At 70.1% G+C, this 21,550-nt stretch carries 20 protein-coding genes; 11 read left to right on the top strand and 9 right to left on the bottom strand.

Annotated elements, in window-relative coordinates:
• Positions 1–4: 4 nt before the first annotated feature.
• Both AC3RX1_RS10245 and AC3RX1_RS10240 read right to left on the bottom strand, forming a co-directional pair.
• Complete coding sequence (locus tag AC3RX1_RS10245) at positions 5–520, bottom strand: adenine phosphoribosyltransferase (protein WP_491501134.1); 516 nt, start codon at positions 518–520, stop codon at positions 5–7.
• Positions 521–570: 50 nt separating this feature from the next.
• The gene (locus AC3RX1_RS10240) at positions 571–1,593 is read right to left on the bottom strand and encodes an Atu2307/SP_0267 family LLM class monooxygenase (protein ID WP_491501133.1); all 1,023 of its coding nucleotides are present in this window, start codon (positions 1,591–1,593) and stop codon (positions 571–573) included.
• A 108-nt stretch (positions 1,594–1,701) separates the two neighbouring features.
• Here AC3RX1_RS10240 and AC3RX1_RS10235 point away from each other — a divergent pair, with 108 nt between their 5' ends.
• From AC3RX1_RS10235 to AC3RX1_RS10225, 3 genes are read left to right on the top strand one after another with little or no spacing between them, the layout of a single operon-like run.
• Positions 1,702–3,381, top strand: coding sequence for a glycoside hydrolase family 13 protein (locus tag AC3RX1_RS10235; RefSeq protein WP_491501132.1), 1,680 nt, complete (start codon positions 1,702–1,704; stop codon positions 3,379–3,381).
• A 46-nt stretch (positions 3,382–3,427) separates the two neighbouring features.
• Entirely contained in the window at positions 3,428–4,450 is a 1,023-nt protein-coding gene (locus AC3RX1_RS10230; RefSeq protein ID WP_491501131.1) for a LacI family DNA-binding transcriptional regulator, read from the top strand.
• Positions 4,451–4,508: 58 nt separating this feature from the next.
• Positions 4,509–6,575: an APC family permease gene (locus tag AC3RX1_RS10225; RefSeq protein ID WP_491501130.1), complete on the top strand. Its 2,067-nt coding sequence runs from the start codon at positions 4,509–4,511 to the stop codon at positions 6,573–6,575.
• 27 nt (positions 6,576–6,602) lie between these two features.
• Here AC3RX1_RS10225 and AC3RX1_RS10220 read toward each other — a convergent pair whose 3' ends face one another.
• Genes AC3RX1_RS10220 through AC3RX1_RS10210 form a run of 3 tightly spaced genes read right to left on the bottom strand, consistent with a single transcriptional unit; the run spans position 6,603 to position 8,866 of the window.
• Entirely contained in the window at positions 6,603–7,478 is an 876-nt protein-coding gene (locus AC3RX1_RS10220) for an alpha/beta fold hydrolase (RefSeq protein ID WP_491501129.1), read from the bottom strand.
• 28 nt (positions 7,479–7,506) lie between these two features.
• Positions 7,507–8,487 carry an SRPBCC family protein gene (locus tag AC3RX1_RS10215; protein WP_491501128.1) on the bottom strand — a complete coding sequence of 327 codons (981 nt, stop codon included), beginning with the start codon at positions 8,485–8,487 and terminating at the stop codon, positions 7,507–7,509.
• Between the two features lie 19 nt (positions 8,488–8,506).
• On the bottom strand, positions 8,507–8,866 hold the full coding sequence (locus tag AC3RX1_RS10210) for an ArsR/SmtB family transcription factor (RefSeq protein ID WP_491501127.1): 360 nt from the start codon (positions 8,864–8,866) through the stop codon (positions 8,507–8,509).
• A gap of 65 nt (positions 8,867–8,931) precedes the next feature.
• Here AC3RX1_RS10210 and AC3RX1_RS10205 point away from each other — a divergent pair, with 65 nt between their 5' ends.
• The 5 genes from AC3RX1_RS10205 to AC3RX1_RS10185 all read left to right on the top strand — a co-directional run bounded on the left by AC3RX1_RS10205 (position 8,932) and on the right by AC3RX1_RS10185 (position 14,370).
• Positions 8,932–10,209 carry a SufS family cysteine desulfurase gene (locus tag AC3RX1_RS10205; protein ID WP_491501126.1) on the top strand — a complete coding sequence of 426 codons (1,278 nt, stop codon included), beginning with the start codon at positions 8,932–8,934 and terminating at the stop codon, positions 10,207–10,209.
• Positions 10,206–10,655, top strand: a complete 450-nt coding sequence (gene sufU / locus AC3RX1_RS10200; protein WP_491501125.1) for a Fe-S cluster assembly sulfur transfer protein SufU — start codon at positions 10,206–10,208, stop codon at positions 10,653–10,655. Before AC3RX1_RS10205 ends, sufU begins: the two co-directional genes overlap by 4 nt.
• 242 nt (positions 10,656–10,897) lie before the next feature.
• Complete coding sequence (purL, locus tag AC3RX1_RS10195) at positions 10,898–13,225, top strand: phosphoribosylformylglycinamidine synthase subunit PurL (protein ID WP_491501124.1); 2,328 nt, start codon at positions 10,898–10,900, stop codon at positions 13,223–13,225.
• A 10-nt stretch (positions 13,226–13,235) separates the two neighbouring features.
• Entirely contained in the window at positions 13,236–13,370 is a 135-nt protein-coding gene (locus AC3RX1_RS10190; RefSeq protein ID WP_491501123.1) for a hypothetical protein, read from the top strand.
• Positions 13,371–13,515: 145 nt separating this feature from the next.
• Complete coding sequence (locus AC3RX1_RS10185) at positions 13,516–14,370, top strand: hypothetical protein (RefSeq protein WP_491501122.1); 855 nt, start codon at positions 13,516–13,518, stop codon at positions 14,368–14,370.
• Between the two features lie 185 nt (positions 14,371–14,555).
• Here AC3RX1_RS10185 and AC3RX1_RS10180 read toward each other — a convergent pair whose 3' ends face one another.
• The 4 genes from AC3RX1_RS10180 to AC3RX1_RS10165 form a co-directional block, all read right to left on the bottom strand.
• On the bottom strand, positions 14,556–15,413 hold the full coding sequence (locus AC3RX1_RS10180) for a carbohydrate kinase family protein (protein WP_491501121.1): 858 nt from the start codon (positions 15,411–15,413) through the stop codon (positions 14,556–14,558).
• Positions 15,414–15,550: 137 nt separating this feature from the next.
• Positions 15,551–16,465 (bottom strand): glycine betaine ABC transporter substrate-binding protein, encoded by a 915-nt coding sequence (locus AC3RX1_RS10175; protein ID WP_491501120.1) that lies wholly within the window; start codon positions 16,463–16,465, stop codon positions 15,551–15,553.
• Between the two features lie 99 nt (positions 16,466–16,564).
• Entirely contained in the window at positions 16,565–17,470 is a 906-nt protein-coding gene (locus AC3RX1_RS10170) for an ABC transporter permease (protein ID WP_491501382.1), read from the bottom strand.
• A gap of 155 nt (positions 17,471–17,625) precedes the next feature.
• The gene (locus AC3RX1_RS10165) at positions 17,626–19,011 is read right to left on the bottom strand and encodes a quaternary amine ABC transporter ATP-binding protein (protein WP_491501381.1); all 1,386 of its coding nucleotides are present in this window, start codon (positions 19,009–19,011) and stop codon (positions 17,626–17,628) included.
• A gap of 409 nt (positions 19,012–19,420) precedes the next feature.
• On the opposite strand from AC3RX1_RS10165, the gene AC3RX1_RS10160 reads away from it, so the two are divergent.
• From AC3RX1_RS10160 to AC3RX1_RS10150, 3 genes are read left to right on the top strand one after another with little or no spacing between them, the layout of a single operon-like run.
• Positions 19,421–19,798: a GntR family transcriptional regulator gene (locus AC3RX1_RS10160; RefSeq protein WP_491501119.1), complete on the top strand. Its 378-nt coding sequence runs from the start codon at positions 19,421–19,423 to the stop codon at positions 19,796–19,798.
• A complete protein-coding gene (locus tag AC3RX1_RS10155) occupies positions 19,795–20,700 on the top strand; it encodes an ABC transporter ATP-binding protein (protein ID WP_491501118.1) in 906 nt (301 codons plus the stop codon). The genes AC3RX1_RS10160 and AC3RX1_RS10155 overlap by 4 nt, the downstream gene beginning before the upstream one ends.
• Entirely contained in the window at positions 20,697–21,413 is a 717-nt protein-coding gene (locus tag AC3RX1_RS10150) for a hypothetical protein (protein ID WP_491501117.1), read from the top strand. The genes AC3RX1_RS10155 and AC3RX1_RS10150 overlap by 4 nt, the downstream gene beginning before the upstream one ends.
• Positions 21,414–21,550: the final 137 nt, after the last annotated feature.

Genomic DNA, 21,550 nt, shown 5'->3' with positions numbered 1-21,550 from the left:
GGACCTACGCGGCGAAGACGCTGTGCACGTCGCCTACGATGTCGCGCCCGCCCAGGGCGGTGAGCTCCATGAGCACCGACGTGCCGACGACAGTGCCGTCCAGCTCTGCGATGAGCGCGTGCGCGGCGCGCAGCGTGCCGCCGGTGGCGAGCACGTCGTCGACGAGCAGCACGCGCATGCCGGGGCGGACGTCGTCGTGCACCTCGATCGTTGCGGTGCCGTACTCCAGCGCATAGTCGACGGATGCCGCGGGCCGCGGCAGCTTGCCCGCCTTCCGGATCGGGATCAGGCCCACCTCAGCGGCGATCGCGACGGCACCGGCGAGGAGGAACCCCCGCGCCTCGACGCCTGCGACGACGTCGAACCGGCCTGCGAACGGCTCGATCATCGCGTCGATCGTCGTCCGCAGGGCCGCAGCATCCGCCAGCAGCGGGGTGATGTCGCGGAAGAGCACACCGGGCTCGGGGTAGTCGGGGATCGTGCGGATGAGACTCTGGGCGCGGTCAAGCTCGTCGGACACCCGTCCACTGTACGCGCCGCCCCGCCGCGGCCCGGACGGGGTCGGCGGGCTCAGGCGAGCATGTCCTTCACCATCGGCACGACCTTCTCGCCGTACAGGGTGATCGAACGCAGCTGATCGGCGTGCGGCACCGGTTGGTCGTATTTGAAGTCGAACCGGTCGACCGTGAGCGTCTGGAGCGTGCGGACGATCTTCCGCGCGACCGTCTCAGGACCGCCGACGTACAGCGCACCGCTGTCGATCTCGCGCTCGAAGTCGCCCGGTGACGGCGGCGGCCAGCCTCGCTCGCGGCCCATCTGCGTGCGCATCGCCAGCCACCCGTCGTGGACGATGGCGCGTGCCTCCTCGTCCGTGTCGGCCACGAGACCGGGCGAGTGCACCGCGACCGGCCGGTGTTCGATGCCGAACTCGTCCTGAGCCCGCTCGAACAGGTCGATGTACGGGGCGAATCGCGCAGCCGGACCACCGATGATCGCGAGGAACAGGCCGAATCCGTATTTCGCGGTCCGCACCACCGATTCGGGACTGCCGCCCACGCCGACCCACGCGTTCATCCCCTCGGCGGTCGTCGGGAAGACGCGCTGCTGAGTCAGAGGCGCTCGAGTGGTGCCCTGCCAGGTGACCGGCTCCTCGGCGAGAAGCTCGGCCAGCAGCGCGAGCTTCTCGTCGAACAGCACCTCGTAGTCGTTCAGGTCGTAGCCGAACAGCGGGAACGACTCGATGAACGAGCCGCGACCGGCCACGATCTCCGCGCGGCCGTTCGACACGGCGTCGAGCGTCGCGAAGCGCTCGAACACCCGCACCGGGTCGTCGGAGCTGAGCACCGTCACGGCGGAGCCCAGCCGCAGCCGCTCGGTGCGCGACGCGATGGCGGCCAGTACCATCTCCGGACTCGACACCGCGAAGTCGGGGCGGTGGTGCTCCCCCACGCCGAAGAAGTCGAGACCGAGCTCGTCGGCGACCACCGCGTCGTCGACGAGGTCGCGGATGACCTGGGGATGCGGGAGGGGAGCGCCCTCGGCGTCGCGGGTGACCCCGCCGAACGTGTCCAACCCGAATTCGATGTCCGTCACGCCTCGATCAACCGCCCGACGTCGTCAACGATTCCCATCCGGCTCCGGCGCCCCACCGGGCAAGCCCTGGCCGACGACAAATGTAAGCGCTTGCACTACAGTGATCGCATGACTTCCCCCGTGCTCGACGTCGACCTCGCCCTGCCCACGACCGAAGGCGCCGAGTGGTGGCGCTCGGCCGTGATCTACCAGATCTACCCCCGGTCGTTCGCCGACAGCAACGGCGACGGCATGGGCGATCTGCCGGGCATCACTGCGCACATCGACGATCTGAAGGCGCTCGGCGTGGACGCGCTGTGGCTCTCGCCGTTCATGACGAGCCCGCAGAAGGACGCCGGGTACGACGTCGCGGACTACTGCGACGTCGATCCGCTGTTCGGCACGCTCGACGACTTCGACGCCATGCTCGCCGCCGCGCACGAGCGCGGCATCCGTGTGATCGTCGACCTCGTGCCCAACCACTCCTCCGACCAGCACGCCTGGTTCCAGGAGGCGCTGAAGGCCCTCCCCGGCAGCGCGGCGCGCGCACGCTACCTGTTCCGCGACGGACGCGGCGAGCACGGCGAGCTGCCGCCGAACAACTGGGAGTCGGTCTTCGGCGGCCCCGCGTGGACGCGCGTCACCGAGCCCGACGGCACGCCCGGCCAGTGGTACCTGCACCTGTTCGACTCGTCGCAGCCCGACTTCGACTGGACGAACCCCGAGGTGCGCGCCGAGTTCGTGCGCATCCTGCGCTTCTGGCTCGACCGCGGCGCCGACGGCTTCCGTGTCGACGTCGCGCACGGCCTGGCGAAGAAGGACGGTCTGCCCGACTACACCCCCTCGCCCGACGGCGGCTCCATGGGCGGCGACGAGTCGAACGTGCCGTACTGGGGTCAGCCGGGCGTGCACGACGTGTACCGGGAGTGGAATGCGGTGCTCGCCGAGTACGACGGCGACCGCGCCCTCTGCGCGGAGGCCTGGCTTCCCTCCCCCGCGCTGACCGCCCAGTGGGTCCGTCCGGGCGAGATGCACCAGGCGTTCAACTTCGCGTATCTGGAGACGGACTGGGATGCGTCGGCTCTGCGCGCCGTGATCGATGAGTCGCTGCGCGACTACGGCGCCGTCGGCGCGCCGAGCACCTGGGTGCTCTCGAACCACGACGTCGTGCGCCACGCATCCCGCCTGGCCCTCACCGCCGAGAACCCGCAGGGCCACGGCATCGGCCCCGACTCCCCGGGCCAGCCCGATCCGGTGCTGGGCCTGCGTCGCGCCCGCGCGGCGACGACCCTGATGCTCGCTCTCCCCGGCTCGGCCTATCTCTACCAGGGCGAGGAGCTGGGGCTTCCCGAGGTCATCGACATCCCCGACGACGCCCGCCAGGACCCGACGTGGTTCCGCACGAACCACGAGCGGTACGGCCGTGACGGCTGCCGGGTCCCTCTTCCCTGGGTCGCCGACGCTCCCGCCTACGGCTTCAACGCGACCGGCCGGTCGTGGCTCCCGCAGCCGCCGGAGTGGGCTGAGCTCGCCCGCGACGTCGAGGCGGCGGATGCGTCGTCCACCCTGTCACTTTACAAGAGGCTGCTGGCCGAACGTCGTGCCCGATCGCTCGGCACGGGCGGCCTGGGGTGGACCGACTCCCCCGCCGACGACATCCTCGCATTCCGGAACGGGAATGTGACGGTCGTCGCGAACACCGGCCCCACCGCTGTGCCGCTCCCGGCGGGACACGTCATCCTGGCGAGCGGCCCCCTCGACGGCGACCTGCTCCCCTCCGACACCACGGTCTGGCTCGAGACCGCCTGATCGAGACCAGCCGGAACCCGTTCCGGCGCGACGGGAAGGACATGCCATGGTGAGCATCGACGAGGTGGCCCGACTCGCCGGTGTGTCCACCGCGACCGTCTCGCGCGCCCTCAGCGGACGCGGGCACGTGTCGGATGCGTCGAAGGAGCGGGTCGAGACTGCGGCGACGACGCTCGGCTATGTCGTGTCGGCATCGGCCTCGAGCCTCGCGTCGGGCCGCACCCGCAACATCGGGGTGCTCGTGCCGTTCCAGAAGCGGTGGTTCTTCAGCACGGTGCTCTCCGGCACGTCGGCCGAACTCATGCGGAACGGCTACGACCTCACGCTGTACAGCCTCGCGGAGGACGTCGAGCTGCGCCGCAGCATGTTCGACACCCTGCTGCGCCGGCGGCGTGTCGACGGGGTCATCGCGGTGTCGATCGAGCTCGACGATGCCGAGATCGAGCGCCTGCTGGCCCTCGACATGCCCGTCATCGCCATCGGCGGCCCCGACCCCCGTCTCGTCACGCTCACCGTCGACAATGTGCAGGTGGCGCGCCTGGCCACGCAGCACCTCCTCGCGCTGGGTCACCGCGACATCGCGCACATCGGGGCGAGCCCCGAGTTCGACCTGGATTTCCACATCCCGACGCAGCGGCGTCAGGGCTTCGAGCAGGCGCTCGAGGAGGCCGGCGTGGACGTGCGCTCCACGCTGTTCGAACCCGCCGACTTCACGATGGAGGGCGGGTTCCGCGCCGCGAAGCAGCTGCTCGGACGCCCGGGCACCCAGCCCACCGCGATCTTCGCCGCGTCGGACGAGATGGCGATCGGCGCGCTGCTGGCGGCACGCGAGCTGGGCTTCCGCGTGCCGGAGGACCTCTCCGTGGTCGGCGTCGACGGGCATGAGCTGGGCACCTTCTTCCAGCTCACGACCGTCGACCAGTTCCCCCTGCAGCAGGGCTCGCGGGCGGCCGAGGCGATCCTCGCCGCGCTTCACGGCTCCGGCTCGCCGGCGCCCGGCGAGCTCCCGTTCGAACTCGTCGTGCGCGGCACGACGGCACGGCCCCGCGCCGAGCGCGCGGCCGTCTGACCGCCGCCGAGCGACACGCCGATGTCCATCGGATTGCAACTGCCGCCCGACCGGCGTAGTGTCGCCCGCCGTGACGAATGAGAGTCGCGACGCGACCCCGGAATCCCCTGCGGTCAAACGCATCCTGATCGGCGACCCGCTCGCCTCGCAGAACGCCGACGAGCACCTGCTGCCCAAGCGCATGGCGCTGCCGATCTTCGCGTCCGACGCCCTCAGCTCGGTCGCGTACGCGCCGCAGGAGATGCTGATGATCCTGCTCACCGGCGGCCTCGCGTTCCTCGCGTTCGCACCCTGGGTCGCCGCGGCCGTCGTACTGCTGCTGACGGTGATCGTCCTCTCCTATCGTCAGCTCATCCGCGCCTACCCGTCGGGCGGCGGCGACTACGAGGTCGCCCGCACCAACCTCGGCGAGGTGCCCGGCGTCGTGGTCGCCTCGGCGCTGCTGGTCGACTACGTCCTCACGGTCGCCGTGTCCACCGCATCCGGCGTCGACAACATCATCTCCGCGATCCCCACGCTGAACTCGTGGCGCGTCGAGCTGTCGGTGGCATGCGTCCTCGCGATCGTCCTCATGAACCTGCGCGGAGTGCGCGAGGCGTCGCGCGCATTCGCCATCCCCACCTATGTCTTCATCGGCTCGGTCGGCGTCATGGTCGTCACCGGCCTCGCCCGCACCGCGCTCGGCGCCGCGCCGGTCGCGTCGAGCGCGGAGTACTCCCTGCACGCGCAGAGCCTGACGCAGGCCGCGGTGATCCTGCTCGTGCTGCGTGCGTTCTCCAGCGGATGCTCGGCCCTCACCGGCGTCGAGGCCGTCTCCAACGGCGTGCAGGCGTTCCGCAAACCCAAGATCCGCAACGCCCGCACGACGCTCGCGACGATGGGCGCGATCGCCGCCCTCATGTTCGCGGGTCTCGTCGCCCTCGCTCTCATCGCGCACGTGCAGTACGCCGAGAACCCGTGCGACCTCGTCGGGTTCGACTGCACATCGTCGCCGCAGCCGAGCCTGATGGCGCAACTCGCCGCCGCGACGTTCGGCACGGGCTCCATCCCGTTCTTCATCGTTCAGGCCGCGACCGCGTGCGTGCTGCTGCTGGCGGCGAACACCGCGTTCAACGGATTCCCGCTGCTCGGCGCCGTGCTGGCGCGCGACGGGTACGCACCGAAGGCGCTGAACACCCGCGGCGACCGCCTCGTCTACTCCAACGGCATGATCCTGCTGGGCATCGCGGCGGTCGGAGTGCTGCTCGTCTACCAGGCGAACCTGACGAGCCTCATCCAGCTGTACATCATCGGCGTGTTCGTCTCGTTCTCACTCGGGCAGATCGGGATGATCCGGCACTGGATCCGCGGACTGCGCCGCATCCGCGGACTGCCCGACGAGGCGCAGGCGCAGCAGTCCGCGCGGCGTCAGGCCTTCAGCTACCGCAAGGGGCTCGTCATCAACAGCCTCGGCGCCACGCTGACGATCACGGTGCTCGTGATCGTCACGATCACGAAGTTCACGCACGGCGCGTGGCTCGTCTTCCTCGCGATCCCGATCCTGGCCACGCTCATGATGGGCGTGTACCGCTATTACCGCGACGTCGAGCACGAGATCCGGATGGACGACACGGTGCACTTCGGCGCCGAGGGCGATGTGGCGATCGTGCTCGTGAACCGGCTGCAAAAGCCCGTCGTGAAGGCGCTCGACTATGCGCTGGCCGCCAAGCACTCGAAGACGCTCGCGCTGCACGTGGCCGTGACGAAGGAGGAGTCGGCGGCGCTGCAGCGCGATTGGCAGGCGCACGGGATGCCGGTGCCGCTCGTGACGATCGAGTCGCCGTTCCGCAGCTACGCCGGGCCGATCATCGAGTTCATCACTCAGTACCGCGCCGAGCACGGGTCGAGCGTCATCACCGTGTACCTGCCGCAGTACATCGTCGGGCACTGGTGGGAGGGCATCCTGCACAACCGGCGAGCGCGGCGCATGGCGCAGCAGCTCATGCTCGTGCACGGCGTCACGATCACCCTCGTGCCGTGGCTGCTGGACTCGTCCGAGCTGATCTACGGTCGCCGCTCACGTCCGCTGCCCGGTCAGGAGCGGGCGGGCCGGCCCTACGAGCCTCGGGCGAGGTCGAGGGCCTAGGCATCGCCGGGTGCGCGGCACGCCGACTCACCCGAGCACCTCGCGCAGCCGGGCGGCGAATGCGGGCGGATCGCTCGGCATCCCGGGCGACTCGGTGAAGCCGCCGTGGTGGCTGGGGAAATCGGTGACCGGGATGCCGATGGCCGCCGCGACGGCGCGGCCGGCGCGCGCCGGCATGGTGTCGCCGGACTCGACGCCCGCGCCGATCACGAGCCGGTCGCCCATCCCGCGCAGGGCTTCCGCATCCGGTCGATGGTCGAGGATCGACGGCATATTGCGGAACAGCGGATTCGTGCGGATGCCGTCGTCGTCGGGCGACATGCCGAACATCGCGGGGTCGGGCGCGGGCTGGGCGAGGTAGTCCGCCCCGACCTCGCCCTCGGACATCACGAACCGGATGAACTTCGCCATCGCCGCGCCCTCGCCCTGGTCGGCGTACGTGCGCTTCAGGTCGGCCACGACCCGGACCACCGCGGCCTCGTCGGGGAGACCTACTGCGGTGGCCGGTTCGTGGGCGATCGCTCGCCGCACGTCGTCCGGGTGGGTCGCGAGGAGCGCGAGCAGGTTCACGCCCCCGCCGCTCGTCCCGAACACGTCGACGGGGCCGACACCCAGCGCGGAGATGACCCGGTGAAGGTCGTCGGCATGCTGTTCGACCGTGATGTCGGCGGTGCCGACGGGATTGCGACCCGCGCCGCGCGGGTCGTAGGTCACCACCGGTCGGTCGGTGAAGAGTCCCGCGAGCGTGGTGAAGCCCGACGCATCCATCGGCGCGCCGAACAGGAACAGCGCGGGCCGTTCCGCGGTCGCGGCGGCGAGGTCCCCGCGGACGTCGTAGGTGATGGCGTCATCTGCGTCGCCCACGACGTGGGTCGCCAGGGCGCCGATGGTTGTGTCGGTCATGTCGTCGTCCTTCGCTCTTGTTCCGTGATCAGGCGGGCAGCAGTTCGCGCTCGAGGCGCTGGTAGCTGGTCTCCATGCCGTCGGCCATGCCGGTGGCGAGAACCATGTCGCGGGTCGCGGCATCCGGGTATTCGATGATCAGGGTGAGCAGCGTCGCACCGTCCTCCTCGTACAGCTGAAGGTCGTTGATCGTCGACGGGAAGTCGGTGCCGGTCATGTGCTCGGTCGTCACAGCGCGGCGGGGCGCGTCGCTCAGCAGCGTCTCGCCGTCGAACCCGAACGGCTCGCCCGCGGTGCCCTCATCGGGTGCCCACGCGTACCGGTAGGTGCCGCCCGGCGTGGGGTCGACGTCGCACACCGTCATCCGCCATCCGTCGGGGCCGAGCATCCAGCGCTTGATGAGGTCGGGCTCCTGATGCGCCCGCCAGACGAGTTCGCGCGGTCCCTCGATGAGTCGAGTGATGCGGACGTGCTGGTCGTCGAGCACCTCGACCTGCGTGCCCTTGCCGGCGGCGTAGTCGCGCAGGTCCTGGAGGACGACGTCGAGCTGGCCCATGGCCTGGCGGGTGCCCTCGACCATTCCCATTCCGACGGCCTTCTCGAGCGCCTCGAGCGAGTCGAAGTACGTGACGCCGTTGAGCCGCGTGCCGGTCTCGGTGGGCTCGAACGCGAACACCATCCGCATCGCGGGCATGGCGTCGGTGAGGTCGCCGTTCTCATCCGCGAAGCCGTCGAGCACTTCGAACGAGCGCGGCTCGTCGATGCTGAGGAACTCCCAGCGGCCGCGCGACGTCTCACCGCGCGGCCCGGTCATCGCGTACTGTGCGAGGCCGCCGGGGGCGAAGTCGAAGCGGGTGAAGGTGGCCGGCCAGCCGGGAGGGCCCCAGAACCGCTCGAGCTGCCGGGGATCGGTGAACACCTGCCACACCCGCTCGGGGGTGGCGGCGAAGTCGGCGACGATGTTCATCGTCAGCTTCTCGGGATCGCTGGTGATGTCGGTGACAGGCATGACTGCTCCTTCTTCGGGGCTACTGCTCGATCGGTGGTGTCTCGGCGTCCTCGGCGAGCAGCGCGTCGATGCGGTCGATGCGGTGGCGCCAGAGGTCCTGGTAGCGCTCGAGCAGCTGCTGCGCCCGGGCGATCATCGCGGGATCGGTGCGCACGAGTCGCTCCCTTCCCTCGGCCCGCTTGACGATCAAACGGGCGGCTTCGAGCACAGCGACATGCTTCTGCACCGCCGCGAACGACATGTCGTAGTCGGCTGCGAGCGCCGACACCGACTGCTCCGCACCGATCGTGCGGCGCAGGATGTCGCGCCGGGTCGCATCGGCGAGGGCCCGGAAGATCCGGTCCACCTCCGCGTCGCTGAGCTCACGTTGTATAACCATTTGGTTGTACGTTACGCGCGGTCGGGGCATCCGTCAAGGCTTTTCTGCGGCGTAGCCTGGAGGGCGTGACTTCCCTTGCCGACACCGGCACCTTCGACGTCGCGGCGGTGCGCGCAGACTTCCCGATCCTGGGTGAACAGGTCGGCGGTCGTCCGCTCGTCTACCTCGACTCGGCGGCGACGAGCCAGAAGCCGCAGCAGGTCCTCGACGCCGAGATCGCCTTCCTCACGCGCGGCAACTCTGCGGTGCATCGCGGCGCCCACACGCTCGCCGCCGAGGCGACCGAACTCTTCGAAGACGCCCGCGCCGCTGTGGCCGGCTTCGTCGGCGCCTCGCCCGACGAGCTCGTCTGGACCCCGGGCGCGACGGCGGCCCTGAACCTCGTGGCGTACTCCCTCGGCAACCGGGGCCGAGGCGACGCATCCCGCTACGCCCTCACCGAGGGCGACGAGATCGTCGTGACCGAGGCGGAGCACCACGCGAACCTCATCCCGTGGCAGCAGCTCGCCGCCCGCACCGGGGCGACGCTGCGCCACATCCCCGTGCGCGACGAGGGCACGCTCGACATGACCGCGGCGGCCGAGATCATCGGCGACCGCACCCGCGTCGTCGCCTTCGCGCACGTCTCGAACGTGCTGGGCATCGTCAACCCGGTCGCCGAGCTCGTCGCGCTGGCCCGCGCCGCCGGCGCCTTGACGGTGATGGATGCGTGTCAGTCGGCGCCGCACCTGCCACTCGATCTGCCGGCCCTCGGCGTCGACCTCGCCGCGTTCTCGGCGCACAAGATGCTCGGCCCCTACGGCGTCGGCGCGCTCTACGGCCGCGCCGAGGTGCTCGATGCACTGCCGCCGTTCCTCACCGGCGGCTCGATGGTCACCACCGTGACGCTCGACCGTGCGGAGTTCCTGCCGCCCCCGCAGAGGTTCGAGGCCGGTACCCAGCCGGTGTCGCAGGCGATCGCGTTCGCGGAGGCGGTCCGCTATCTCGATGCCCTCGGTATGGGGGCCGTGCACGGCCGGGAACGCGAACTCGAGCGGCGCCTGCGCGACGGGCTCCGCGCCATCGACGGCATCCGGTTGCTCGGCGATGCGGCCACCGCCGAGCGCATCGCCCTGTGCGCCTTCGACGTCGCCGGCGTGCACGCCCACGACGTGGGCCAGTTCCTCGACGCACGCGGCATCGCCGTGCGCGTGGGCCACCACTGCGCGCAGCCGCTGCACCGCCGCATGGGCATCACGGCCTCGGTGCGCGCGAGCGCCGGCGTCTACACGACGGACGCCGAGATCGACGCGCTGCTCGACGCCGTCGCCGAAGTGCGCGGCTACTTCGGGGCCGACCGATGAGCGACCTCGACGATCTGTACCGGGAGCTGATCCTCGACCACGCGAAGCGCCGTGTCGGCGACGGACTGCTCGACCCCGACGGCGCGCCCAGCGCCGACCATCACGAGCGCAACCCGATCTGCGGCGACGAGCTCACGCTCCGCGTGCGCATGGACGGCGAGCGCATCCGCGATGTGTCGTGGACCGGCGAGGGCTGCTCGATCTCGCAGGCGTCGGCCTCGATGCTCAGCACACTCGTCGCCGAACGCGAAGAACTCACGCGAGACGACGCATCCGCCCTCATCGCGCGGTTCCGCGAGGCGCTGCGCTCGCGCGGCGCGATGGAGCTCGACGAGGAGACGTTCGAGGATGCCGCGGCCCTCTCCGGCGTCTCGAAGTACACCGCCCGGGTCAAGTGCGCGATGCTCGCGTGGGTCGCACTCGAGGGCGCCCTCGCGCAGATCTGACCCCGGAGGTTCGGCGCGGGCTTGCGACTAGTCCACTGGACCGCGGTGGCTGCCGACAACATGCGGAGATCTCACGAAAGACGGAGCCGCGGGGCAGTTTCCCTCCGCCTTTCACGAGGTCTCCGCCTTCGGCGCGCACCCGGCCAGCGCATCCGGGCACCCCGGACCGCGGTGAGCCCGCACAGGGCCAGCAACTAGAATCGACGTGTCCGGCGCCCGCGCGACCTCTGGAGCTCAGCCGCATGACCACCCACACCAAGGCGCCCATCGCCGACACCGTCGAGAACGCGATCGCGACTCCCGAGAAGGAGCAGCCGTACGCGGCACTGGGTCTGAAGCCCGACGAGTACGAGCAGATCAAGGTCATCCTCGGCCGCCGGCCCACGAGCGGCGAACTGGCGATGTACTCGGTCATGTGGAGCGAGCACTGCTCCTACAAGTCGAGCAAGATCTACCTCAAGCGCTTCGGCCAGAAGGTCACCGATCAGATGCGCGAACGGCTCATGGTCGGCATGGGCCAGAACGCCGGCGTCGTCGACATCGGTGAGGGCTGGGCCGTGACCTTCAAGGTCGAGAGCCACAACCACCCGAGCTACATCGAGCCGTTCCAGGGCGCCGCGACCGGCGTCGGCGGCATCGTCCGCGACATCATCTCGATGGGCGCCCGCCCCGTGGCCGTCATGGACCAGCTGCGGTTCGGCGCCATCGACGACCCCGACACCGCGCGGGTGGTGCACGGCGTCGTTGGCGGCATCTCGTTCTACGGCAACTGCCTGGGCCTTCCCAACATCGGCGGCGAGACGGTGTTCGACCCGGTGTACCAGGCCAACCCCCTCGTGAACGCCCTCGCCGTCGGCGTCATGCGGCACGAGGACCTCAAGCTCGCCAACGCCTCCGGCGCCGGCAACAAGGTGGTGCTGTTCGGCGCCCGCACCGGCGGCGACGGCATCGGCGGCGCATCCATCCTCGCGTCCGACACGTTCGCCGCCGGAGGGCCCACCAAGCGCCCGGCGGTGCAGGTCGGCGACCCGTTCGCCGAGAAGGTGCTCATCGAGTGCTGCCTCGAGCTGTACCGGGACGAGCTCGTCGAGGCGATCCAGGACCTCGGCGCCGCGGGGATCTCGTGCGCCACGAGCGAGCTCGCCGCCAACGGCGGATCGGGCATGCGCGTCGACCTCGAGAACGTGCTGCTGCGCGACCCCACGCTCACGCCCGAGGAGATCCTCATGAGCGAGAGCCAGGAGCGGATGATGGCGATCGTCGCTCCGGAGAAGCTCGACGCGTTCCTCGCCGTCACCGGCAAGTGGGATGTCGAGACCAGCGTGCTCGGCGAGGTCACCGGCGACGGACGGCTGCAGATCTTCTGGCACGGCGAGCAGATCGTCGACGTCGACCCCTCCACGGTCGCCGTCGACGGACCGGTGTACGAGCGGCCCGTCGCCTACCCGAGCTGGATCGACGCGCTGCAGCAGAATGCCGCCGGCGCCCTGGAGCGTCCGAGCGACCCCGAGACGCTGCGCGCCCAGTTCCTGCAGCTCGTGGCGAGCCCGAACCTCGCCGACACGTCGTGGATCACGAACCAGTACGACTACTACGTCGGCGGCAACACCGCCCTCGCGTTCCCCGACGATGCCGGCATGATCCGCGTCGACGAGAACTCCGGTCTCGGCTTCGCGATCGCGACCGACGCGAACGGCCGCTACTGCCAGCTCGACCCGTACCAGGGCGCGAAGCTCGCCCTCGCCGAGGCGTACCGCAACGTCGCCGTGACAGGGGCGGTGCCGGCCGCGGTCACCGACTGCCTCAACTTCGGCAGCCCCGAGAACCCCGAGGTGATGTGGCAGTTCTCGCAGGCGGTCGACGGGCTTGCGGACGGATGCCTCGAGCTCGGCATCCCGGTCACGGGCGGGAACGTCAGCTTCTACAACCAGACCGGCGACACGCCCATCCACCCGACCCCCGTGGTCGGCGTGATGGGCATCATCGACGACGTCGCCCACCGCGTGCCGAGCGGCTGGCAGGACTCCGGCGAGAACATCTACCTGCTCGGCGTGACCGCGACCGAACTGAGCGGCTCGGCGTGGGCGGCCACGGTGCACGGCCACCTCGGCGGCCGGCCGCCGGCGGTCGACCTCGACAACGAGAAGCGGCTCGCGCAGCTGCTGCACGCGGCGAACGATCAGAACCTCATCTCCAGCGCGCACGATCTGTCGGAGGGCGGGCTCGCGCAGACCCTCGCCGAGGGCGTGCTGCGCTTCGGCGTGGGTGCCCGCGTGTGGCTCGACGAGATCATCGAGCGCGACGGGGTGGATGCGGCATCCGCCCTGTTCGCGGAGTCGACGGCGCGCGTGATCGTCACGGTCCCCCGCGAGGAGGACGTGAAGTTCCGCGGGCTGTGCGACGGGCGCGGCTACCCGGTGCTGCGCATCGGCGTGACCGATCAGCCCGGTGCGGAGGCCGGTCTCGAGGTGCAGGGGCTGTTCACCGTGACGGCCGCCGAGCTGCGCGCGACGTCGTCCGCGACGCTTCCGGCCGCGTTCGGCCCGACCGTCGTCGAGCCCGCGCTCTAGACTGAAGACCATGTCGGACGACGAGGAATACGGTCTGCTGAGCGAGAAGCGGCAGCGGCGCATCAAGGTGACCGCATGGGTGGTCATCGTCGCGCTCATCCTCGTCGCCGGCGGCGCGACGGTGCTCGCGCTCCTGTTCGGCTGACATCTTCGCCTCGCTGGCGCCTCTGTTGGGCTGGCGTCTCCCGTCGGTCTGACGTCGCACGTCCGGAGCGCGTTGCCCGCTCATCCGGCCACTGGTCCGCTGTGAACGCCGCTGCAGCCGAGTGCCCCGTGGGTACGATGGCCAGATGGACTTCTTGAAGTTCCTCGGCGACTACTGGTGGCTGATCTTCCCCATCATGGGGGTCGCCGGCGGCGCCGCGAAGACCTGGGAGCGCAGCGCCAAGGCGCGCCACGAGCGCCGGCTCGAGACGCTGCGCGCGAAGGCCGAGATCAAGTCGGCGCAGGCCGAGGCCCGCGCCCTGGCCCGGCAGCGACCCGCACGGACGGCGCAGCCCGTCGAGCCGTCGCACTCCGAGGTCCTGCAGCGGCTGTTCGCCGCGCACGACGAGGTCACCGCCCGGTGGCTCGATTACGAGCTGGATGTCGCGAAGCTCATCGCGTTCCCGGCCATGAGCGACGGACGCCAGGAGCTGACGGCGGCGTTCCTCCGCGCGAAGAAGGTGGCCGACCGGCTGCGGCCCGCGTCGGCCGACCAGCGTGTCACGAAAGAGGAGCTCGACGAGTACCGCAACGCCGTGACCGATTACGAGGTCGCCTTCGACGTCGCCGAGCGCGACGCGCGCCGAATCAAGGACTCGTCGTTCTCGGCGGCGGAGCGCAAGCGGCTCGACACCGCGAAGCAGCTGCTCGGCGTCGCGGTGGATCAGGCTGCCACTCCCGCCGAGCGCCAGGTGGCCTACAAGCGCGTGCGGGAAGAGCTCGACGGCCTGATCTCGCTCTCCGACGAAGCCGTCGAGGTGCTCGAGAAGAAGGTGGCGCTGCAGCTGCCGGCGGGGAGCCGCTCGTTCGGGGCGGATTCCGCCGCGAAGACCGCGCAGAACGTGCCCCAGATGCAGGAACCCGCCCCACAGCGAACGGAGACTCCGGATGCGACGCCGTGGCCGGTGCCGCGCCGCGACGGGTCAGCGCCGCGCCCCTGATCCGACGTTGCGGCTGGGATCGGCCCTTCGACTCGCTGCGCGGTTCCTGAGCGAGGGACGAAGTCCCGAGTCGAAGGGCGGCTCAGGGACCTGGCGGGTTCGCTGCGCGGTTCCTGAGCGAGGGACGAAGTCCCGAGTCGAAGGGCGCCCAGGGACCTGGCTCCGGCTCCTGTCGGGCGGATCCGTCAGCTGAGGACCGCGTCCAGGCTCGGGTGCAGGTGCCGGGTCGTGAGGACGGATGCCGCATGGCGCGCCCCGGCCTGGAGCGCCTCGGGCAGATCGGCGCCGTCGAGGGTGGCGTCGAGCGCACCGGCCATGAAGGCGTCGCCCGCCCCGTTGGTGTCGACGACCTCGACCGGCTCCGCGGCGACGCGGTGCACCCGGCCGGACGCGTCCACTCCCACGGCACCGTCGGCACCCAGCGTGCAGACCGCGATCGACGCCCCGCCGTCGATCACCGAGTGCAGGAACGGCAGCGGATCGCCGATGCCGTCGGCGTTCATGAACACGGCGTCGGCCGCCGCGATGAACGGCCGCTGGAAATCGGCGACCCCGTCGTAGTCGTGCACGTCCGTCCAGGTCGGGCGGCCGGATGCCTGCGCCGCAGGGATCAGCCGGCGCGCCTCCGCGGCGAGGTCGAGCACGATGACGGCGGCGTCGGCCATCGCGGCGGCTGCCGCATCCGGCGTGCCCGATTCCGCCTCGCCCGGCGCCGACAGGTACAGCGACACCCGCTCCCCCGCCGGGGTCATGAGGTTGAGGTGCCGCTCGGTGGCCTTCGTCGGGCCCGTCATGAGCTCCACGCCTCCCGCTCGCAGGGCATGCGCCACCCGTTCGCCGTCGGTGTCCGCACCGAGCAGCGCGTACAGCACCGTGCGACGGCCGAGTCCGGCGAGTCCAAGCGCCTTGCCAGCAGACGTGCCGCCGATGGTCTCGTGCTCGGCGAGCGCGAACTGCATGTGCGGCACCGGGTCGGGCAGCCGGTCGAGCAGGACGATGCGGTTCCAGGAGGCGGGTCCGGCGATGAAGACGTGGTCGCTCACCGCTCCATCCTGCCGTGCGCGACCGACCCCGGCCGCACGCCCCCGCACACAGGACCGCTCACCTGTCGCGAATCGACCTTCCGCCGGTGCGGGACGGTCGATGTGCGACAGGTGAGCGGGCCCCGTGGGCAGGCGGGTCAGGAGGTCAGGGAGTCGACGTAGTCCTGGTTGTCGGCCATCCACTTCTTGACGATCTCGGGGTACTCGCTCTGCTTGTGCTCCTCGCGGAACATCACGTTCTCGAGCGAGAACAGCAGGTCCGAGTCCATCTTGAACGCGGTGAACCACTTGTTGGCGTCGGCGAAGTCGTCCTTGAAGCCCGTGCGGGTCACGGTGTGGATCGACTCGGCGGCACCCAGGGCGCCCTTCGGGTCCTTGAGGTCCTTCAGGTCGTACGCGTCGTACGCCCAGTGCGGACGCCACAGCGTGACGGCGATGTCGTCACCGGCATCGAGCGCCTTCTTCAGCTCGGCGAGCATGGCCGGCGTCGACGAGGTGAGGAAGTCCATCTTGTCGAGGCCGTAGCCCGGGATGACCTTGGTCTTCATCGCCTCGGTGAGACCCGCGCCCGGCTCGATGCCGACGATGCGGTTGCCGAACTCGTCGGCGTGCGCGGCGAGCTGATCGATCGAGTCGATCGGCGCATCGGCGTTCACCGCCAGGGTGAGCTTCGCGTCGTCGTTCCACGACCCCACGTCGACGAGGTCGTCGCCGTACTTGTCGAAGTAGCTCTTGTGGGTGGTCGGCAGCCAGCCGTCGAAGGCGACGTCGAAGTCGCCCTTGGCGAGGCCCGCGAACACGGGACCCGCGTCGGCGTACGTCAGCTCGACGTCGTAGCCCTTGTCCTCGAGGATCTGCTGCCACAGGTACGAGGCGGCCTCGCCCTCGGGCCATCCGTTGAACACGCCGACCGTGATCGACTTGTCCTGCGTGTCGCCGCCGGCCTTGTCGCCGCCGTTGCCGCCGCTCGCGGCCGAGCCGGCGCAGCCGACCAGGGCGACGCTCGCGGCCACGCCCATGGCGAGGGAGCCGAACAGTGTGCGCTTCTTCATGTGATTGATTCCTTTCCTCCCGTGTGCTGTCACGGGTGTTGGGGAGAACCGCGACGTCAGCCGCGGATGCGACGGCGCGTGCGGCGCCGAAGGGTGGGGTCAGACCGTCGCGGGGGTGCGAGTGGCGGATGCCGCGGCCTGCGCTGACTCGTCGGCCGGCGCTGCCGCCGACACGGTCTTGCGGCGCGGGCGCTTCACGGCGCCGAAACCGCTCGTCACCCGGTCGAGGATCATCGCGAGGATCACGACCGACAGTCCCGCCTCGAATCCCAGGGAGATGTCGGTGCGGCTCAGCGCCTGGATGACGTCCTTGCCCAGTCCGGGGGCGCCGACCATGCTGGCGATCACGGCCATCGACAGGGCGAGCATGATGACCTGGTTGACGCCGGCCATGATGGAGGGCATCGCCAGCGGCAGCTGGATCTGGCGCAGGATGCGTCCCGGAGTCGCGCCGAATGCGTTGCCCGCCTCGACCACCTCCTGGTCGACGCCGCGGATGCCGAGCTCGGTCAGACGGACACCCGGAGCGACCGCGAACAGGATGGTGGCGACCATTCCGGGCACCACGCCGATCCCGAACAGGAAGATCGCGGGGATGAGGTAGACGAACGCGGGCATCGTCTGGAGGAAGTCGAGCACGGGTCGCACGATCTTGGAGACCGTCTGCGACCGGGCCGCCCAGATCCCGAGCGGGATCGCGATGATCACCGCGATGACCACGGCGACCAGCGTGAGCGCGAGGGTGTCCATCGCGTTCTCCCACTGGTCGACGGCCACGATCACCAGCAGCCCGATCAGGGTGCCGATGGCGAGCCGCAGGCCCTTCGCGAGCCACGCGACGGCCACGAGGGCAGCGGCCACCACGGCGGCGTTCCAGACATCGAGCGGCACGGTGAACCAGCCGCCGAGGTCGACCACCAGCAGCGCGATGCCCGCGACCAGGCCGCCGGTGCGGCCGCGGGTGAGCCAGGTGACGCCGCCGAGCACGACGGCGACGACGATCATCGCGACCAGCGACGGCGTGCTGAACAGCCAGTCGACGCCGTCGTAGAAGGCGGAGAAGATCGTCGCGATCACGTCGAACAGGCCGCCCAGGACGGCGGTGATCCAGCCGATCAGCGTCTCGACGACGTCGCCGAGCGGAATGCGGAACATGTCCATCAGCGCTCACCGCCTTCCGCCGTCGCGAGCTCTTCGCCGGCGGCTCCCGTGGCGGGGGCATGGGCGCCCTTCGACTCGGGACTTGGTCCCTCGCTCAGGAACCGCGCGGCCGGGTCGAGGTCGCGCAGCTCGGCGGCCAGCTCCAGCGCGGTGGCCGGGATGACGTCGATGGTCCCCGTCGTGCTCGGCACGTTTCCGAGCGCCGCCAGCAGCGTGATGCGTGGAATGACCCCGAGCAGGCGTTCGTCCTCGCCGACGACCGGGAGTGCGCCGGGGCTCTCGACGGCGTGCTCGACGATGTCGGTGAGGAGGTCGTCGGGGCCGACGCCGTGCCGGCTGCGGTCGGCGATCGTGCGCAGGTCGGTGGTGCCGGCCTTGGCCGCGCGGATCACCGACCGATCGGTCACCGTGCCGACCAGGCGCCGGTTCTCGACGACGAAGACCTCGTTGACGAGCTCTTCGCGCATGACACGGAGCGCGCCGCGGATGCCCGCGGTGACCGGCACCGCCAGCGGCCGCTCCATGACGGCGCTCGCGGTGAGAACCCGCGCGCGATCGACATCCTGCACGAACTGCGCGACGTAGTCGTTGGCGGGATCGGTGAGGATCTCCTCGGGCGTGCCGTTCTGCACGATGCGCCCGTCGCGCATCACGGCGATGCGGTCGCCGAGGAACATCGCCTCGTTCAGGTCGTGGGTGATGAAGATGATCGTGCGCCCGAGCTCGCGCTGGAGCTCGACGAGCTGCTCCTGCAGCTCACGACGGATGAGCGGGTCGAGGGCGGAGAACGCCTCGTCCATGAGCAGGATGTCGGTGCCCGCCGCGAGGCCGCGGGCGAGTCCGACGCGCTGCTTCATGCCGCCGGAGAGCTCGGAGGGCATCGCGTCGACGCGGTCGCCGAGACCCACCCGCTCGAGGATCTCCCGGGCGCGCTCTCGGCGCTCGGCCTTGCCGACGCCCTGGATCTCGAGCCCGTAGGCGGCGTTGTCGAGCACCGTGCGGTGCGGCAGCAGTGCGAAGTGCTGGAACACCATCGACATCGACTGGCGACGGATGCTGCGCAGTTCGGCCGGGTTCGCCGTCGTGACGTTGGCGCCCTTCACGAGCACCTCTCCCGCGGTCGGGGTCAGCAGCCCGTTGAGCATGCGGATGATGGTCGACTTGCCCGAGCCCGACAGGCCCATGATGACGAAGATCTCCCCCGGCTGCACGGTGAAGCCGGCGTCGATCACGGCGGCGGTGCCGGCGTCGGCGACCTGCGCCCGCGTCTCGCCGGCCTTGAGCCGACGGACGGCGTCCTTCGGGTTGCGCCCGAAGACCTTGTAGAGGTTCTTGGCTTCGACGGCAGGAGGCGTCGCGGCCTCGGCGGGAGATGTGCCCGCCACTCCGGCGGAGGAGGATCCCGCCGCTTCGACGGAGGAGGATTCTGTCACGTTGCTTGGCCTCGGCAGCCGCGGTGCGGCTGCATTGGTTACGCCCGGGTGACGATCTTCGGCGCGCTGTCAGGCAGTCTGCTGCGTCGGGTCTCTCTCGACAGCGCACGTCGGCGACAAGCATCGGGTCCGTCGCCCAGACCGTCGACCATACGCCCTCTCGCGGTGCCTCCGGGGGCACATGCGACCCGGGCGCGGACTGGTCGTCAGGGCACGAAGCCCACCGATCGACCGTACGGGAGTGACCCGAAGGGATGCAAACCCACCACCCTTCGACATTCGCATTCCCGCTCGGGCGTTGACATCCCCGGCGTTCCATGGTTAGTTACTGGAGTAGGTAACCAATTGACCAGGGAGTGATGTGGTCGACGAGGGACGTGCGCTCTTCCTGCAGATCGCAGAGCGCGTCGAAGACGCCATCATCGACGGCAGTCTCGCCGAAGAGGCACAAGCGCCGTCGACCAACGAACTGGCGGCGTTCCACCGCATCAACCCCGCGACCGCGGCGAAGGGAGTGAGCATGCTCGTCGACAAGGGCGTGCTGTACAAGAGGCGCGGGATCGGCATGTTCGTCGCGCCGGGCGCCCGCCGTCGGCTGCTCGACGAGCGGCGGCAGGCCTTCGCCGACCGCTACGTCGAACCCCTCATCGCCGAAGCCCGCAAGATCGGGCTCGGGCCCGCAGACTTGGGCGCCCTCATCCTCGAGCGCGCCCGCACCACCGAAGGGAGCACGCGATGACATCCGTCATCGAAGTCGACCGCCTCACCAAGCGCTACGGTGCCACGACCGCCGTCGACGAGGTCAGCTTCACGATCTCGAAAGACGTCATCTACGGCCTCCTCGGCCGCAACGGCGCCGGCAAGACGACTGTCATGTCGATCCTCACCGCCCAGAACTTCCCGTCGGGCGGCCAGGCACGGGTGTTCGGCGAGCGCCCGTACGAGAACGCGCGGGTGCTGCAGCGCATGTGCTTCGTGCGCGAGAGCCAGCGCTACCCGGACGACGCGAAACCACCGCACGCGTTCGCCACGGCTCGCCTCTTCTTCCCGAACTGGGATCAGGTGCTGTGCGACCGCCTCGTGGCAGAGTTCCAGCTGCCGATGAATCGCCGCATCAAGAAGCTTTCCCGCGGTCAGTTGTCGGCGGTCGGCGTCATCATCGGCCTCGCGTCGCGCGCCGAGATCACGTTCTTCGACGAGCCGTACCTGGGGCTGGATGCTGTCGCCCGGCAGATCTTCTACGACCGCCTCCTCGAGGACTACGCCGAGCACCCGCGCACGATCATCCTGTCGAGCCACCTCATCGACGAGGTGTCCAACCTCATCGAGCGGGTGCTCGTGATCGACGAGGGACGGATCGTCTTGGACGAGGCGACCGACGACGTGCGCGATCGTGCCGCCACGATCGTCGGAAACGCCGCGGCCGTGGACGCGTTCGTCGCCGGCCGCGAAGTGCTGCACCGCGAGACGCTCGGCCCGATCGCCTCCGTGACCGTGCTCGGCGCGCTCGGTCCCGACGACCGTGCTGCGCTTGCGGCAGCCGGCCTCGAGTCGGGTCCGGTCTCGCTGCAGCAGCTCATCGTCCGGATGACCCAGCACGCGGCGGATCGGCGCCGCATCGAGGAAGGAGCGCTGCGATGACCGCGCTGGCACCCGCGAGCCCCGTGGGAGGCCGCATCCTGAACGTCGTGCGGATGCAGCTGATCAACCGCATGACGTTCGTCTGGATCCCCCTGCTGATCCTCGGCTCGGTGTTCCTGTTCTCGCTGCTGATCTGGGCGATGATCCCGTACGGCGGCATGAAGTACTCGGCGGGCGCCCAGGCACTCATCTGGTACTTGGTGGCGGTCGGCATCCAGTCCCTGACCCTGACGTACCCGTTCTCGCAGGCGATGAGCGTCACCCGGCGGGAGTTCTTCCTCGGCACGTACCTCACCGCGGCGCTGAGCGCGGCGCTCCTGGCCGTCGTGTGCACGCTCGGCGGGTTCATCGAGCTCGCCACGAACGGGTGGGGCTTGAACGGCTGGATGTTCTACATCGATTGGATGTGGTCGGCGGGTCCCGCGGGTGCCGCCCTCATGGTGTTCGCCGTCGCGATGCTCACCTTCACGGCCGGGTTCTGGGGCGCCACCGTGTACAAGCGGTTCGGCGGACTCGGCCTGACGGCGGTGCTTGCGGGGATCGGCCTGCTCCTGATCGGCGCCCTCTGGATCATCGGCCGGCTCAACGCCTGGGGAGCCGTGTTCAGCTGGCTCGGCGGACTCGGCGTCGTGTCGCTCGCCCTGTGCGTGCTGGTCGTCGTCGCAGCACTGGCCGCGACCGCGTACGGGATGCTGCGCCGGCTGGTGCCCTGACACCCCGCCGCCTGCGCCGAGTTGCCCCTCCGTCGCGCGAGTTGCCCCTCGGTTACGCGAGTTGCCCGTCGGTTCGCCGAGTTGCCCCTCGGTTCGCCGAGTTGCCCCTCGGTTACGCCAGTGGCTCCTCGGTTCCG

It is taken from the genome of Microbacterium altimontanum (genome assembly GCF_058349865.2).
Note: the sequence above shows the minus strand (reverse complement) of the source record. Positions and strands in the feature narration are given on the sequence as shown.

Coding starts and splice junctions, on each gene's coding strand:
- AC3RX1_RS10190 (WP_491501123.1), top strand. CDS start 13,236: ATGTCGGACGACGAGGAATACGGTCTGCTGAGCGAGAAGCGGCAGCGG.
- AC3RX1_RS10230 (WP_491501131.1), top strand. CDS start 3,428: ATGGTGAGCATCGACGAGGTGGCCCGACTCGCCGGTGTGTCCACCGCG.
- AC3RX1_RS10210 (WP_491501127.1), bottom strand. CDS start 8,866: ATGGTTATACAACGTGAGCTCAGCGACGCGGAGGTGGACCGGATCTTC.
- AC3RX1_RS10185 (WP_491501122.1), top strand. CDS start 13,516: ATGGACTTCTTGAAGTTCCTCGGCGACTACTGGTGGCTGATCTTCCCC.
- AC3RX1_RS10235 (WP_491501132.1), top strand. CDS start 1,702: ATGACTTCCCCCGTGCTCGACGTCGACCTCGCCCTGCCCACGACCGAA.
- purL (WP_491501124.1), top strand. CDS start 10,898: ATGACCACCCACACCAAGGCGCCCATCGCCGACACCGTCGAGAACGCG.
- AC3RX1_RS10150 (WP_491501117.1), top strand. CDS start 20,697: ATGACCGCGCTGGCACCCGCGAGCCCCGTGGGAGGCCGCATCCTGAAC.
- AC3RX1_RS10155 (WP_491501118.1), top strand. CDS start 19,795: ATGACATCCGTCATCGAAGTCGACCGCCTCACCAAGCGCTACGGTGCC.
- AC3RX1_RS10220 (WP_491501129.1), bottom strand. CDS start 7,478: ATGACCGACACAACCATCGGCGCCCTGGCGACCCACGTCGTGGGCGAC.
- sufU (WP_491501125.1), top strand. CDS start 10,206: ATGAGCGACCTCGACGATCTGTACCGGGAGCTGATCCTCGACCACGCG.
- AC3RX1_RS10170 (WP_491501382.1), bottom strand. CDS start 17,470: ATGATCGTCGTCGCCGTCGTGCTCGGCGGCGTCACCTGGCTCACCCGC.
- AC3RX1_RS10175 (WP_491501120.1), bottom strand. CDS start 16,465: ATGAAGAAGCGCACACTGTTCGGCTCCCTCGCCATGGGCGTGGCCGCG.
- AC3RX1_RS10215 (WP_491501128.1), bottom strand. CDS start 8,487: ATGCCTGTCACCGACATCACCAGCGATCCCGAGAAGCTGACGATGAAC.